13 protein-coding genes are annotated in these 14,388 nt (G+C 50.5%); 7 read left to right on the forward strand and 6 right to left on the reverse strand.

Annotation, left to right across the window (positions count from 1 at the left end; all coding sequences use genetic code 11):
- Position 1: 1 nt before the first annotated feature.
- Positions 2-2,029: an alginate lyase family protein gene (locus I2D94_RS02570; RefSeq protein WP_195395503.1), complete on the forward strand. Its 2,028-nt coding sequence runs from the start codon at positions 2-4 to the stop codon at positions 2,027-2,029.
- 160 nt (positions 2,030-2,189) lie between these two features.
- Here I2D94_RS02570 and I2D94_RS02575 read toward each other — a convergent pair whose 3' ends face one another.
- From I2D94_RS02575 to I2D94_RS02585, 3 genes are all read right to left on the reverse strand, one after another.
- Positions 2,190-3,005 carry an alpha/beta fold hydrolase gene (locus tag I2D94_RS02575; protein WP_195395504.1) on the reverse strand — a complete coding sequence of 272 codons (816 nt, stop codon included), beginning with the start codon at positions 3,003-3,005 and terminating at the stop codon, positions 2,190-2,192.
- A gap of 130 nt (positions 3,006-3,135) precedes the next feature.
- Positions 3,136-3,714 carry a hypothetical protein gene (locus I2D94_RS02580; RefSeq protein ID WP_195395505.1) on the reverse strand — a complete coding sequence of 193 codons (579 nt, stop codon included), beginning with the start codon at positions 3,712-3,714 and terminating at the stop codon, positions 3,136-3,138.
- 46 nt (positions 3,715-3,760) lie between these two features.
- A complete protein-coding gene (locus I2D94_RS02585; RefSeq protein ID WP_195395506.1) occupies positions 3,761-4,171 on the reverse strand; it encodes a hypothetical protein in 411 nt (136 codons plus the stop codon).
- A 436-nt stretch (positions 4,172-4,607) separates the two neighbouring features.
- Here I2D94_RS02585 and I2D94_RS02590 point away from each other — a divergent pair, with 436 nt between their 5' ends.
- A complete protein-coding gene (locus I2D94_RS02590; protein WP_072685149.1) occupies positions 4,608-5,018 on the forward strand; it encodes a hypothetical protein in 411 nt (136 codons plus the stop codon).
- Positions 5,019-5,147: 129 nt separating this feature from the next.
- Positions 5,148-6,422 (forward strand): hypothetical protein, encoded by a 1,275-nt coding sequence (locus I2D94_RS02595; RefSeq protein WP_195395507.1) that lies wholly within the window; start codon positions 5,148-5,150, stop codon positions 6,420-6,422.
- A gap of 603 nt (positions 6,423-7,025) precedes the next feature.
- On the opposite strand, the gene I2D94_RS02600 is transcribed toward I2D94_RS02595, so the two are convergent.
- Together I2D94_RS02600 and I2D94_RS02605 are read right to left on the reverse strand one after the other, a co-directional pair.
- On the reverse strand, positions 7,026-7,637 hold the full coding sequence (locus I2D94_RS02600) for a hypothetical protein (RefSeq protein ID WP_195395508.1): 612 nt from the start codon (positions 7,635-7,637) through the stop codon (positions 7,026-7,028).
- A 109-nt stretch (positions 7,638-7,746) separates the two neighbouring features.
- Positions 7,747-8,637 (reverse strand): HAD-IIB family hydrolase, encoded by an 891-nt coding sequence (locus I2D94_RS02605; RefSeq protein WP_195395509.1) that lies wholly within the window; start codon positions 8,635-8,637, stop codon positions 7,747-7,749.
- 471 nt (positions 8,638-9,108) lie between these two features.
- Here I2D94_RS02605 and rsmG point away from each other — a divergent pair, with 471 nt between their 5' ends.
- The 4 genes from rsmG (at position 9,109) to I2D94_RS02625 (ending at position 12,430) form a co-directional block, all read left to right on the forward strand.
- Positions 9,109-9,810, forward strand: coding sequence for a 16S rRNA (guanine(527)-N(7))-methyltransferase RsmG (rsmG, locus tag I2D94_RS02610; protein WP_195395510.1), 702 nt, complete (start codon positions 9,109-9,111; stop codon positions 9,808-9,810).
- A 12-nt stretch (positions 9,811-9,822) separates the two neighbouring features.
- Positions 9,823-10,599 (forward strand): nucleoid occlusion protein, encoded by a 777-nt coding sequence (gene noc / locus I2D94_RS02615; RefSeq protein WP_072685144.1) that lies wholly within the window; start codon positions 9,823-9,825, stop codon positions 10,597-10,599.
- Between the two features lie 174 nt (positions 10,600-10,773).
- Complete coding sequence (locus I2D94_RS02620) at positions 10,774-11,568, forward strand: ParA family protein (protein ID WP_072685143.1); 795 nt, start codon at positions 10,774-10,776, stop codon at positions 11,566-11,568.
- A complete protein-coding gene (locus I2D94_RS02625; protein ID WP_072685142.1) occupies positions 11,555-12,430 on the forward strand; it encodes a ParB/RepB/Spo0J family partition protein in 876 nt (291 codons plus the stop codon). The genes I2D94_RS02620 and I2D94_RS02625 overlap by 14 nt, the downstream gene beginning before the upstream one ends.
- Positions 12,431-12,590: 160 nt before the next feature.
- Here the strand turns inward: I2D94_RS02625 and I2D94_RS02630 are convergent, their stop codons facing one another.
- The gene (locus I2D94_RS02630; RefSeq protein ID WP_195395511.1) at positions 12,591-14,147 is read right to left on the reverse strand and encodes a polysaccharide deacetylase family protein; all 1,557 of its coding nucleotides are present in this window, start codon (positions 14,145-14,147) and stop codon (positions 12,591-12,593) included.
- Positions 14,148-14,388: the final 241 nt, after the last annotated feature.

The raw sequence follows: 14,388 nt of genomic DNA on the forward strand, positions 1-14,388 counted from the left end.
CATGAAGAAAAGCGAATTTTTTGCACAGAAGAAACAATTTTTTGTCAATGACACCGCGGCGGTGAAGGACTATGTTCTAACCCATTGCGCGCAGGATCAGATTGACAAGATCATCGCCCGGGCGGACGAAGCCTGCGCACAGAGCTTCCGTTTCGATCTGCGCTGGGATATGGAATACACGGAAATTCCGGTCGTGTTTGAAAAGGAAATCAACTGGCTGCATCAGCCGGCGGATGACCCGGAATGGATCTTTGCGTTTAACCGCCATCATTTCTGGATCACGATGGGACAGGCGTATGTGCTGACCGGCGATGAGAAATACGCCGAGGCGTTCGTCAAACAATGCAAGAGCTGGATCTGCCAGATCAACCTGCGCGATCCGGACTGCGCCAACGCCTGCCGGACATTGGAAACGGGAATCCGGATGAATCTGTGGATCAAGGCTTTCTGTCTGTTTCGCGACAGTCCGGCGCTGACCGACAGTTTCTGTTCGTTGTTTGAGGAATCAATCCTCGAGCAGGAAAAGTTCATCGCCGAAGTCTGGAACAGCACGAAGATCATTTCCAACTGGGGCGTGCTGGAAAACCACGGCTTGTTTACGGCAGCCTTGTTGATGCCGGAACATCCATTCAGTGAGGAAATGCGCAGGGAAGCGCTGTGCCGGCTGGATCTGCAGCTGCAGCGGCAGGTGTATCCGGACGGCGTGCATTGGGAACAATCGACGATGTATCACAACGAGGTCGCGCAGGATTTTCTGGAAGTGAAGATTCTGGCCGACCGCAACGGCATCGAGCTGCCTTTTGGATATAATGAACGGCTGGCGAAAATGATCGACTTCTGCGTCGAACACCGCAAACCGGATGGGATTGAAATGGCGATGGGCGACAGCGATGATATTGACGTGCGCGACATCATTACCAAAGCAGCTGTCAGCTTCAACAATCCAGCCTGGAAAGCCGCCGGGTATCCGGAGTTTGATTTTGACTGTGTGTTTGATCTGGGGGTGGAAGCGGCGAAGGCGTATGCTTCCATGCCGTCCATGCCCTCCGGCAAGCGCAGCGTTATCTTCCCGGACAGCGGACATATTTTCTGGCACAGCGATGATTCCGCGGATCAAACGTGGCTGCATTTCACCAACGGCGTCCATGGCGGCGGGCATGCCCATGAGGACAAGCTGCATGTCGATCTGTTTTACCGCGGCGAGGATATCGTGCGCGACAGCGGCCGGCTGACGTATGTTGATAAGCCGGAACGGTATGAGTTTAAAGGCCCGAAGGCGCACAATGTCATCGAGCTGGACAATCAGCCGTCAATTCGCTGCAAGCGTTCCTGGGGATATCATAAGCGCTCCTGGTCGCTGAACACACAGATGAGTCAAGCCGGCAGCTTCCGGCTGGCGCAGGGGGCGGCGTTAGGCTACATGGATTTGGAAACCGGCAGCGCGGTGCTCAGCCGGAAGGTGGTCTGGCTGCGGGAAGATCTGATTCTTGTGCATGACGAGATTTATGCCAACCCGCAGGATAAGCATAAAATTGTGCAGCGCTGGCATTTCTCGCCGGACGCTCAGGTTACATTAAAAGGGCAGACGGCGGGACTGACGCTGAACAACAGCGACTGCGAAGTGCTGACGCTGGCGGAGCAGGCTGAAGTCCGGCTGACGGACACGCGGCTGTCGCTGCATTACAATACGACGACGCCGTCGGTCATGTTGGAAACCGAGCTGAACGAAGCGGGTTTCACTTCGATCACAACGATTTTCTCACTCAACCCGAAAGGGGAAAAAGCGCCGTGCTTCGCGGTGCCGGCTCCGGTCAGTCTGGTCAGCCGGCAGGATCGTCCGTTTGCGAAATCGGTCGCGGAAGGCTGGGTGATCCAGAAGGGCGCCGATCAGTTCACCGTGATGATCGCGCATGAGGATTACATGGGACCGTCTGACGTCGTGCTGATCAACGAGCGTCAGGGCATGGGACATGTGATCGTCTGGTCCGGACTGGATAAAGAACAGTGGGGCACCACGCTGGCTTATTAAGCGGACTGTCAAGGGAATCAGTTTAGAATCAAGAATTGAAAGCAGTATAAAAGACTCTCGCTCAACCGGATTGACAGAAATCCGCATGAGGGGGAGTCTTTCTTTTGCACTGATGCACCGCCAGACTATGATGATCGCAGGGGACAACCTTGGCAGATCGTTATGCCTGAGATAAGAAATCAAGGATCCGTTGTTGAAAATCACCGGCTTCCTCATAGGCGGCATGACCCAAGCCCGGATAAATTAAAAGAGATGCCGTGTTCAGCTTTTCAGCCAGATCGCGGGAAGCCTGAACACCAACGATGTGATCACACTCGCCTCCGATCACGAAGACCGGGCAAAAGATCCGATGGATTTCTTCCAGCGCGTCATGATCAAGACAAGCCTGAGCCTGCGTGAGAAACCGGTCGAAGGTTTGGGGTTTCCCCCATCGGCTGAGCAGAGGGAGGAGCCGGCGGTATTTTTTGAGATAGGCGTCGGAGTAAGACTTTTCAGCCGTATCCGTCATCAAACCGGAATAATCCGACTGTTTTGCCATGTGGATCCAGCTTTGGAGGGTGGCGCGGGTTGTTTGTCCGGGCTGTGCTGTGGTGAGGGCCAAAACAAGGCGGCTGACAAGCTTTGGATAATCAATCGCGAGGTACTGGGCGATCATCCCACCCTGCGACACGCCCAGAATGGCGGCGGCTTTAATGCCTAAAGCTTTCATGGCAAGCGCCTGATCGGCAGCCATCTGCCGCGTGGAATAGATTGGGGGCAGCGTATTGCGGCGGCTGAACAAATAAACTTTAAAATGCCGGGCAATCCGCCGATAGCTGAACGCAAAAGCGAATGCCTGAAACTGACCATGAACCGGGGTCAGTCCATCGCCTAATCCGGGCAGAATGACCAGTGTTTTTGGACCTTTTCCAAAGACTAGATAATTCATCGTATCGCCGTTGACGGCAACTTGGGCGCTGCGAGCAGAAGTGAACATCAAAATTCCCCCTTATGAACGAAGTCGTTGTCTTCTTTGTATTTCCCGGACATGTGCTGAGGACGGCGGTTATTTGAATTCCATAAATCAGAGTCAGAGAACTTGAACCAAGCACTTTCCCGGGAAATAATCAGACCGCTAATTTTAGAAATGTTTCCTCAGCTGCGGGTTTTATCAGATCGCGCAGAATGTCGGGCAGCTCAATGACGATCAAACGGTCGTTACTCCTGATCGTCCAGATCACAGATGCAGAATAGCCGGATGAAGCGGAATCTGAAACCGCCATGGTTTGTTCCGTCCATTTTACACCGTCAGATTCATGGAGCGTTTCACTGGGACCGCTGAAAATCGTGGACAGACCGCAAGCTTGATCACGCTTTTGTTCATTCACATAGAAAAGCACAGGTTCACCGGATTCCCGCAGAATTTGGTAGGTGGTATAGCTGGCGGTGGCAGCGGAAGGCAGGGCTAAGACAGGCGTAAAATTTTCTGCCCAGATCAGGGTTTCAATCACCTTCATCTCCTCGCCAGCCTGAAATTGCCGCTGAGTATCAATGAACAGGAAAGGGGCGCTGCGAACCTGGAGGCCGGTGCAGGCCGGATTTTCCATGGAATTCAGAACCCGGATATTGTCGTTGCGGTAGATCAGACCGCCGACTAACAAAAGCAGGATCAGCAGAATGGTGAGAAGGAGGCGATGTTTTTTCATAAGGTATTCTCACTTTCTAAAAGCGTAACTAAAATCAGAATTTCGCTTATTTTGTCTGAGTTTCGATCAGGTGACGAAAAGTTTTCTCAACGGTCGGCTGAATCCGTTCGATCAGGAAATCAGAGGCAGAGATCTGAATTTCATAGGTGCGTGTCTGAAGCGTCCAGATTCGATCGAATCGAACTTCAGACTGAGAATTGTTAACCGGTTCGTCTTGTTCAAACCAGAGAACGCCGTTTTCTTCTTGCATCAACGTGCGGTTAAGATCGGACGTGAGTGCGAATTGACAGCTGAGCGGCTGGTGATCGCGATGCTGTTCCAGCACGGTCAGCGGATAACTCGGACCCTTTGGATTCAGCCGAACCCAGTAATCCCCCACGATCCCCCAAGGTGAAGAAAAGAGAGCCAGTCCAGGAAGGAACTCACGGGTTTTGATGTCCATGCTGAGAAAGGTCATATCATCCTCGGCCTGAAACTGCCTGTTGAAATTTGGAAATAGAAGCGGTGAATTCTGAACGGACAACCAGTAACAGGGATGATCGCTCGTCCGTTCCTGAATGACATGGATATTTGCCGTCCGGTACAGCGCAAGCAGGCTCAGGAAAAGGATGAATATTATCGAACTTCGGCGTATTAGGATATTCTTTTTCATGCTTTCACCTTTAACTTTCTCTCTGAATGATAAGGCAAGCCACACTTTTTTTCGTAAATCACACAAATTCCTGCTTCCATCTTACCAACGAAATTTGTAAAAGGGAAGCGATCTTTGAAATACAGAAGAATGAAAGGGAAAAAATCCATTCTGTAAAATATGGAAGGTTTAGTAAACCTGAAAAATCATAGTTGAGCTTTTGGGGCAGGCTATTTATACTGAAATCAAGAGGTGATGAACAATGATTGAAACGTTTAGAGTCAAAACCAGTCTGGATGAATTTGAGCGCATCGTGCTTCTCTACAAAGCGCAGGATGGAAAAACATTCATCGGACATTCTTTCTATTACGGCGGCCGCGACGGTTCGGAATATCTGTTGTTTCTGTATAAAGATCCGCTGCCGCAGGGTGGCTTATTGGAAGGCTGGAATGAATTAGATGAAACGTCCTATCATATCACGATCGTCGGCGTTCATGATCACCGGATCGCGGTTGAGGACTTCCTCGTCTGTCACAATCCGGAGCTGACCTGGGAAGATGTAATCTATGTACCGGTGCATGATTTTACCGAGGTGGACAGCGTCTATAAAGAATTGAATCCGCAGCCGGGACGGGCGTACGCGTTTGTGATTGGAAAGAGCGCAGCGGAATAACAAAACAGAATCATAGCGAAACAAGCGGGCACATCGAGGGAAAGATGGAAGCTCGCTTTTCTTTGCGGATGGAAATGCGGCGTGGGGAATATGTTATAATAAGAAAAAGAAAGAACAGGAGGGTTGGCGATGAGTATTGGACTTTCGTTTGAGGCTCAGATTCAGGATGTAAGTGAAGTCCGGGAAGAAATTATGGACTTGGCGGAACAGTGGAACATCCCGGCTTTTCCGGATGAAAACAGCGTGAGCTTATCGTTCTGCCCGATTGGAATTCTGGAAATTCAATTCCAACAGGAAGAGATGAATCATTGGATCATGTCAGGTGAGTGCGTGACGACGCCGGCGGGACCGGGGCTGCACAAAGCGGCCGCTGATTTTATTGAGACGCTGGCGGATCGGCTGAATCTTGAAATTCTGTTTGAGGATGAAGCGGAATATATGATCTACCATGATTTTAAGAAAATGGTAGAGGATCATTTTTATCCCTGGCTGGCAACGCTGACGACGATTCCGATTCATCAGATGGAAGAGGATGAATATACCAGCCTGTGCTTATGCTGGGATCTGAATCAATATATGCCCCGGGAAATTCCCGGCACGATCATCACGCACATGGGCCGATTTTCAATTTCCGCATTGGCTGAGAAGCTGGAAGACGGCATCGAGGCATTCGCCGATCAGTTCTTTATCTGGAAGAATCCGATCAAGGACGCACTGTATTACCGGAACTGTGCGTTGAACCAGTTGTGGGAGCATTGTTATTTCGCGCCGTCTTCCCGCAGTGAGCTGGATCGGCAGACCAACGAATTTATCTTCTCCCATCTGGAACAGGCGCTGATGATGGACCGAACGCTGCCCTTTCCGATTGAAGCGTACTACAAGCTTTGTCAGCTGGATGGCAAAGATCCGCTGGATCTGACAGGGGTTCCTGAGCTGTGCTATGAAACAAAGATCGGGTATCGCCGGGACCGGATCACGCAGGATTTCGGCAACGTCAAGTTTGTATTCCCTGGGAAATATAAATATGAATATAAGCAGACGGAACAAGGCCGGGGAATCAATTTATGGACAGATGGAAGCGACCCGCGCTGTCCGCTCTGGCAGATCACCGGGTTTTCCCGCAATCAGGGAGATGCGATTTTCTTTGAGCAGGGATTTGAGAAAGTCCAGGATATCGAGGAATTCCAGGCGGGTGAGGGCGTCTGTCGGTATGGCTGGTATGCGTCCAAGGACGAACTTCAGCTTGCGGCCCAGATTATTTGCGGCGCACAGCTGACGTTGATCACCGTGACTCTTCCTGATGAAGGGCAGCGGGAAGGGGTACTTGAACTACTGCACGCTGTCCGGGCGCTGCTTCCAAAAGAGGAAGTTCGGCAACAGGCGACGTATACTTTGCGGCAATAGTTCTGTTTTCCTGGCGGATCATGTTTTCCTTGCTTACTAAGGCGGAAAAGATCCAACATGGCAAAAGGATTGCGTATACACAGATACGGATCTATAAGTTGTTAAAAAATAAAAATCAGATTTCCCATGTTAAAGAATGAGAGTGAATTAATTATGAAAAAAAGCGCAATATTTGCATTATTACTCCTGTGCTCCGTTCTGACAAGTTATATCTTCAGAGATATGGATTTTTTGGCGAACGTTTTTATAATACTGAATAGCTTGACATTTATAATGACTGTCCTATTTCTAGTCATTGAACATGTTCAGTATAGAAAATAAGCTGAACAAGGATAATTTACTTGGAAAAATGGAAAACAACTGAATTTGTGGCAATGCTTCAGATTGAAGCGGACATTGCTTTGTACTAAAACCTGGGTGAACCAGGCTTTTTTCTGGTTTACTGTAAAAATTGTACCTGCATCTTCGTGCGAAACAGCGCTTTTAATGAAGAAAGAAGAAAGAAATCCTGTTCATGTTGGCAATTCACATCAAAAAAGGTTCTGGCATAAACGCCAAAACCTTCGATCTTCATTCTTTAAAAATGGATGATCTGAATTTCCTTTATCGAAACTTGACGGTGATCAACAAAGCCCGGTCGGCATCGACCTGTTCCGGGTGTTCTAAACTTTGCATCAGATCGTTGACCTCCATTGAAAGCTGTCCATCGCTGCCGCCATCTTTTTCAAGTATCAAAAGCAGCGGCACCGGTTGGTTCAACGGAACGTCGATGGTTTCATCCAGACGATCCGTTCCGCGTGCTCCCCAGTCTGAAGTGAAATAAGCACCGTCTTCGCCAATCGGGACGCCCGGGGAAGACACGCCGCCGCAAGACCAGGCAAAGCGGGACTGATCGGCTAAAACCTGAATCATCAGGATTTTATCGTCGTGTTCAAGCATCCCGCTGGTTCCGCCGCCGGCCTCCTCCTGCCATTGATGATCCGCGTTTAACGTCCAGCTCTGAACTTCCAGCCCATCGACGGTCTCGTTGAGGTGCAAATCAAAAAAGAAGGTGGAATCCCCTTGCGGCATTAAATCAAGCAGAGTCTGGGTATCTTCGGAAAGCGTGTGCGGCGACACGCTTAACGGTGCTGTGGCGGTTGGTGTGGATTGACAGGCAGTGAACAGGGCAACAAGGCCGGATAGCGCCAAAGCGCGGAACAGTTTATTTTTCATGATTGTTTTCTCCTTTTATTATGATCTATGCTGCATTTGAAAACAGACCTGCGTTTTTTACAGGAAAGACTGAAATTTGAAGACCAGAGACAAGTCCGAGAGGAATTGTTTAGTAGATTGAAGTGTGGGAAGATCGGAAGTTTTCGGGAAAATTTCGATCATTTGCGGCGGACGGCTGTTCGCATGCCGCATTGTACCGCAGACAGGCGTCGATCAAATCATGAACCGAATCGACAGAATAAGGAACCTGAGCTTTGATCGCCGGGCGGGCTGAATTCATCGCGAAGCCATATGGAATGCTTTGCAGCATATCCAGATCGTTCTGTTCATCGCCGATGGCGGCGGCCTGTTTCCGATCCAGACCTAACCGATCCAGAATCTCCAATAAAGCAGCTCCCTTGCTGCAGCCTGCGCAGCTCATTTCCACCAGATCCGGACCGCTGCTGGTCACGGCCAGCCGGCCTTGGAAATGTTTGCCGAAGTAATCCAGGAAAAATGGGAGCCTTGCCGGATCGGCCAGGATCATAAAAATCTTATTGGGATACGCGGTTTGCGGCTGGTTCAAATAATCGCGGACCTGCCGCAGGTAAAGATCTTCTGGGAATCGCTTTTGAATCAGGCTGTCAGCCTGATAGGTGATCCGCTCGGTGATGTCGATATCCAATACGAAATCCAATTCATCGCGAAACGGTTCGCACAAATCACACAGCTCGTTCAGCTCCGGCGGCATGACTTCCCGGCTCCATAACAGCTGGTCGTTCAGTATCACCTTCGCGCCGTTGCAGGCGATGATATCGCAGTCGACAGCGTAATCGCGGATGATTTCCTCACGCGTACATGCCCGTCTTCCCGTGGCGATCAAAAACCGATTGCCCGCATCCTTCCAGCGGATGATCGCATCCCGGTTGGCCGGCGTCATTTTCCCCAGTTCCTGCGCTCCATGATATAACGTGCCGTCCAGATCGCTGGCGATCAGCCGGATTGGTTTTCTGTCCTTCATCTGTGGTTTCTCCTTTCCTCCCTGAAAAAATCCGTTAAAAACAGGGTATCACAATCGCTGAAGAAAGGCAAACCGGATTCCTGATCCGCGGCAGTTTCTCCTTATTTAGTATAAGGAACAAAACAGATCTTTCACCGTTGCGATCAAAGTCCGGCCGCAAAGGAAAACCTTGTAGGAAATGGCTTTATGAAACCAACCCGCGAAAGTCAGATCGAAATCAATCCGGCATCCGCAAAAGACAGATGCAGCGCTTCCTGCCTCCGCTTGATCAGGCAGTTCAGTCGGAAAAGAATCCGAAAAGGAAGGCAGAACTTCTTCATCAAAGAAAACTCCTGATGTAAAAACTCATAACGTGTTTCAGAAGAAAGCAAAATCCTGGCGATGAAAAACGATGAAACATCAATTTCATGGGAAGAAGTGCTTTAGAACAGGAGAGAATTTTGCTATAATAACCCATGCGGAGGATGCAGTATGAAATGGGAAGAATTTATCGAAGCCTGTCGGCAAAAGAAAATCGAATGTTCCGCTGTTCAGCAGAATCAGTTTGTGCGGTATGCGCAGCTGCTGCGGGAATGGAATGAAAAAATAAATCTTACTGCCATCACGGAATGGGAGGAAGTGCTGGAAAAGCATTTCTATGATTCTCTGGTTCCGTTTGCCGGCATGGCGCTGGACGCTGTCCACCTGTGCGACGTCGGGGCGGGCGCGGGCTTTCCTTCCCTGCCGTTAAAAATTATGAATCCTCAAATGAAGATCACAATTTTAGAACCGCTGAACAAGCGGGTTGTTTTTCTCAAGGAAGTATGCCGCGAGATTCAGCTGGACAATGTCGAATGTTTGAATGTCCGGGCTGAGGACTACGCGAAAGAACATCGCGAATCGTTTGATTTGGTCACGGCGCGGGCCGTCGCCAATCTGCGCGTGCTGTCGGAGCTGTGTCTGCCGTTAGTAAAAAAGAATGGAATCTTTGTCGCCATGAAGGGGGCCGCCGGATTTGAAGAACAAGCCGAGGCGGAAAAAGCGACGAAAATTCTGGGCGCGGAATTGGAAAAGGCAGAGGAAGTCCATCTGCAGGACGGCTCAGCGCGCGTCAATCTGACCTACCGCAAGGTCAGAACCACGCCGCCGCAGTATCCGCGCGCCTATGCGAAAATCAAAAAGAGTCCGTTGTAAAGGAGTGTTTTTATGAGAGAAGTTCGGGAAATATCAATCGAGCAGATTCATCCCAACCGTCACCAGCCGCGGCTGGAATTTAACGAAGACGCGCTGATGGAGCTGGCGCAGTCGATCCGGGAGAATGGGCTGATCCAGCCGATCACGGTTCGGGAAGACGAAGACGGGTATGAAATCATTGCCGGGGAACGCCGCTACAAAGCCTGCATTCTGGCCGGATACAGCGAAGTTCCATGCAATGTCATGAGCGCCGACGAACAAAAATTAGCGGAGCTGGCGTTAGTGGAAAACATTCAGCGCGAGAACCTGACTTCCATCGAAGAAGCCAAGGCGTACATCCAGATCATGCGCTCTGCCGGCATGACGCAGGAAGAACTGGCGTCCAAAATGGGAAAATCCCAGTCCACGATCGCAAACAAGGTGCGGTTATTGAATTTGCCGGATGAAATTCAGGAAGGTATCTCCTCCCGTAAGATTACGGAACGCCATGCGCGGGCGCTGCTTTCGGTGGAGCCGGAAAAGCAGCGGGAAGTCTATGAAAAAATCGTAAAGAAGGGCATGAACGTCCGTCAGACAGAACAGCTGATCACCAGCATGAAAGAAGCACCGCAGCCGAAAACCGAAGCGAAGAAACCGGTCTTCAAAGGATTTGCCCGCAATATTAAAATCGCGGTGAACACAATTTACCAGGCGGTGGAGATGGTTCGCCGCACCGGGATCGCGATTGAAACTGAGGAAGCAGAAACGGACAACGACGTCCGGATTATCATTAAGTTTCCCAATAAATAAGGAAGACACCCCATACTTTTAAGGAAGGTCCTGACAAAAACAGGCCAGAGGTCAACAGGCGATGGATAAAACAGATTGCCTGTAAGACAGGAAGGTTCGCCTACCTTGCTGGGGGACAATTATGCTCTGTGAATACCGAGTGAGGATTAAATCAAGATAAAAGGATGTGAAAAAATGGGAAAAATCATTGCCATCGCCAATCAGAAGGGCGGCGTCGGAAAAACGACGACGAGCATCAATCTCTCCGCCGGACTGGCCTATCTCGGCAAAAAAATATTACTGGTCGATTTTGACCCGCAGGGCAATGCGACGCAGGGCGTCGGCGCGACCCGCCAGAGCTTTGTAAAAAGTATTTACGACGTCATTATGAGCGACGTGGAAGTGAAAGACGCTGTGAAAACCATGAAGATTCCGCCGCTGGATATCCTGCCGGCGACGATTGACCTGGCCGGGGCGGATCTGGAAATGGTCGAATACAAATATGGCCGCGAGAAGCTGCTGAAAAACAAACTGGTCGCCGTGAAGAACGATTACGATTACATCATCATCGACTGCCCGCCTTCGCTGGGACTGCTGAACACCAACGCCCTGACGGCCGCGGATTCGGTGATCATCCCGGTGCAATGTGAATACTATGCGCTGGAAGGGTTGACGCAGCTGTTGTCGACGATTCGTCTGGTACAGCGTCTTTTCAACAATAAATTGATGATCGAAGGCGTATTATTGACGATGTTTGATGCGCGGACCAAGCTGAGCGTCGAAGTCCAGCAGGAAGTCCGGCGGTATTTCAAGGAGCGGGTATATAAGACGTATATTCCGCGCAACGTCAAGCTGTCGGAAGCGCCTTCCCGCGGCGCCACGATTTTTGAATATGACGTAAAATCGGAAGGAGCCAAGGCCTACGCATCGTTAGCAAAGGAAGTCATTTCCTATAACGCAAAGGAGGCAAAAGCCAATGAAAAAGGATGAAGCCCGGCTGGGGAAAGGCCTGGGAGCCATTTTCGGCGAGGATTTAAGCAATGTGATCGAGGAGATCCAGCAGGGCGACGAAAGCCGCCAGAGCGAGATCAAGCTGTCGGAGATCCGGCCGAATCCCTACCAGCCGCGTAAAATATTCGACGACGAGAAGATCGGCGAGCTGGCTCAGTCAATCAAGGAGCATGGCGTCTTCACTCCGGTATTGCTGCGCAAATCGGTCAAAGGCTACGAGCTGATCGCCGGTGAACGCCGCGTCCGCGCCAGTAAGAAGGCAGGATTGAAGACGATTCCCGCGATCGTCATGGAGTTCACCGAAGAACAGATGATGGAAATCTCGCTGCTGGAAAACATCCAGCGCGAAGACCTGAACGCGATTGAAGAAGCTCAGGCATATCAGCGCCTGATCGAACGGCTGGACTACACGCAGGAAAAACTGGCCCAGCGCGTCGGGAAATCCCGCGAACACATCACCAACACCCTGCGACTGTTAAAGCTGCCGAAATCTGTCCAGCAGCTGGTCACGGAGAATAAATTGTCAATGGGGCATGTGCGCCCGTTAGTCACGATTGAGGATGAGGGCGAAGCCTATGATCTGGCGATGAAGATCGCCGAGGAAGGTCTGTCTGTGCGCGAGGTGGAACGGCTGGTCAAGGAACGGCAGGAAAAACCGAAACCGAAGGCCGCCAAGAAGGCGGAAGACCCGAATCTGTTGTATGTTGAGGAAGTCATGCAGAACAAGCTGCAGACCCGCGTCAAGGTCGATAAGAAACAGATCGTGATTCAGTATTCCGGTACGCAGGATTTGAACCGGATTCTGGAATTGATTCATTGTCTGGAAGAAACGGAATCGTAAACTGAAAATCAAAAAAGGCATATCCAAGCGTCGAACGTCAGACGGGGATATGCCTTTTTTCAATGTTCATGGATTATTTTTAACCATGAAAGCTTGTCTGCGCAAGGCAATCAGAAGCTTGCGGCCGGTCTTTTAAAGCAAGCTGGCGTTTTGCGATCCATTATTGCGAAGCGGGATGACCGCTGAAAATCTTCTGTCCCGGAACCATTTCCAGTCCCTTTGCTTCCATCAGTTCCTGAACGGTGACAAGCTGATAACCCATCGCGGTCAACTGCGGGATAATCGCTGCGGCGGCGTCCGCAGATTCCGCGTGAATGTCATGCATCAGAATGATATCGCCGTCTTCCACGTTTTCAAGGACATGGCTGATCGTTTTCTGTGCATCGCGGGTTTTCCAGTCCAGCGTGTCCATGCTCCACAAGATCAGCGGCACAGCGGAAGCCTCTTTGACTTGTTCGCTGACAGCGCCGTAGGGCGGACGCAGCGTTTTGACCTGTATCTGGCGGCCGGTTAACTCGCTGACCAGTTCGCTGACGCGGTTTAGCTGATAGTTCAGGCGATCGTTGGACAGTTTGGTCAGATTCGGATGACTGTAAGTATGCGACGCGATTTCACTGCCGCTCTCCGCAACCGCTTTGACAACGTCCGGATAAAGCTCGACGTTGGTCCCAACCATGAAAAATGTACATGCCCCGTCGCTGGCTCGCAAAGCTTCCAGAATCCGCGGCGTATTCTTGGGGTGCGGACCATCGTCGAAGGTGAGCGCCACCATCGGCCGGTCAGGATCGACAGTTCTTGGAGGAATGAAGAGATTCCCGCTGTCTTCCGCAGGTTTTAACAGAAAATGAGAACCCAGCTGCGCCCGGTCCAGCGACCATTGCAGCGGACTTTCGGGGTCCAGATGGATTGATTCCTGTTCCGAGGTTTCCTGTTTGCTTTTATCCAATTTACTTTCTGCGTCAATATTGACTTCGTCGTGGCTTATTTCTTCTTCCCGTTCAGCTTCGCCGTTTTCCTTTAACGTCTCTGCGGGGACGGGAAGATCAAAGAGGAATGTCAGTTGATCCCCCTCAGAATAAAACCGGGAGAAATTCTCTGCCCGCGGGGCGCTGGCCTGAATAAACGGCAGCGTGTATGCGAGGGAGCGGGTAGCCTCCTGATTTTTCATCGCATCCCGGAAAAGCGCGGAGATCCGCTCCAGCCCGGTTTGATCGAAAGCCTGTTCTGCGCCGATCAATTCCCCTGTCTGTTGATCAAGCATGTAACCCCAGTGTTCTTCCTCGATATGATCGCCGACTTTTTTCTGAATTAAATAGACAACCGACATGGCGTTCTGCGCCAAAGCTTCAGTATGATAATCCGCTTTGATCAGGATCGGTTTTGGATCTTCCTGACTGGCAGCCGGCCACTCGGCGTATGCCGTTGACAACGCGCTCATCAACAAGCCAGCCTGCTGCCGGGCTGTGGCTTGGACAGCCTGCGGTTCCTGCGGATAGAAAACGACAATTTCTGCCGCGTCTTGTTTTTCATGCAGCGCCTGATCCAACTGCCGGTCTTCTGCTTCCAGGAAGCTGGGGCGCGTGGTTTCTGACCAGCCTTGTGTGCTCAGAAACAGGGATCCGGCCACTGCTGCGCCGATTCCTGCCATGCTGAACAACAGGATTGGCAGGCGGGAACTCCGGTGCTGTCGCTTCGTGTTTTTAGCTTCGATTTTCAATCACGATTCCTCCTTTCTCCTTTTTATTGTTGCCGAATTTTGTCGAATCATGAAAAAAGCAGAGATAAGCCGGGCGTAAATCAGAGGAAAGTTTTCATTTTCAACGAGTTTTCACAAATTTCAGAAAGCATCGCGGATAAATCGAAGAACTGTCTTTATATTGCGGACAAATTCAAAAAAGTGTCTTGCATTTCACTGGAAACTAAGGCACTATAAAATCAAAGAGACCGCTTACAAGAAT

Source organism: Holdemania sp. 1001302B_160321_E10 (assembly GCF_015552275.1).
GTDB lineage: Bacteria > Bacillota_I > Bacilli_A > Erysipelotrichales > Erysipelotrichaceae > Holdemania.

Excerpts from the sequence above, each read along its gene's own strand:
- I2D94_RS02595 (WP_195395507.1), top strand. The coding sequence starts at position 5,148 with ATGAGTATTGGACTTTCGTTTGAGGCTCAGATTCAGGATGTAAGTGAA.
- noc (WP_072685144.1), top strand. The coding sequence starts at position 9,823 with ATGAGAGAAGTTCGGGAAATATCAATCGAGCAGATTCATCCCAACCGT.
- I2D94_RS02575 (WP_195395504.1), bottom strand. The coding sequence starts at position 3,005 with ATGTTCACTTCTGCTCGCAGCGCCCAAGTTGCCGTCAACGGCGATACG.
- I2D94_RS02620 (WP_072685143.1), top strand. The coding sequence starts at position 10,774 with ATGGGAAAAATCATTGCCATCGCCAATCAGAAGGGCGGCGTCGGAAAA.
- I2D94_RS02625 (WP_072685142.1), top strand. The coding sequence starts at position 11,555 with ATGAAAAAGGATGAAGCCCGGCTGGGGAAAGGCCTGGGAGCCATTTTC.
- rsmG (WP_195395510.1), top strand. The coding sequence starts at position 9,109 with ATGAAATGGGAAGAATTTATCGAAGCCTGTCGGCAAAAGAAAATCGAA.
- I2D94_RS02585 (WP_195395506.1), bottom strand. The coding sequence starts at position 4,171 with ATGACCTTTCTCAGCATGGACATCAAAACCCGTGAGTTCCTTCCTGGA.
- I2D94_RS02605 (WP_195395509.1), bottom strand. The coding sequence starts at position 8,637 with ATGAAGGACAGAAAACCAATCCGGCTGATCGCCAGCGATCTGGACGGC.
- I2D94_RS02590 (WP_072685149.1), top strand. The coding sequence starts at position 4,608 with ATGATTGAAACGTTTAGAGTCAAAACCAGTCTGGATGAATTTGAGCGC.
- I2D94_RS02570 (WP_195395503.1), top strand. The coding sequence starts at position 2 with ATGAAGAAAAGCGAATTTTTTGCACAGAAGAAACAATTTTTTGTCAAT.
- I2D94_RS02600 (WP_195395508.1), bottom strand. The coding sequence starts at position 7,637 with ATGAAAAATAAACTGTTCCGCGCTTTGGCGCTATCCGGCCTTGTTGCC.
- I2D94_RS02580 (WP_195395505.1), bottom strand. The coding sequence starts at position 3,714 with ATGAAAAAACATCGCCTCCTTCTCACCATTCTGCTGATCCTGCTTTTG.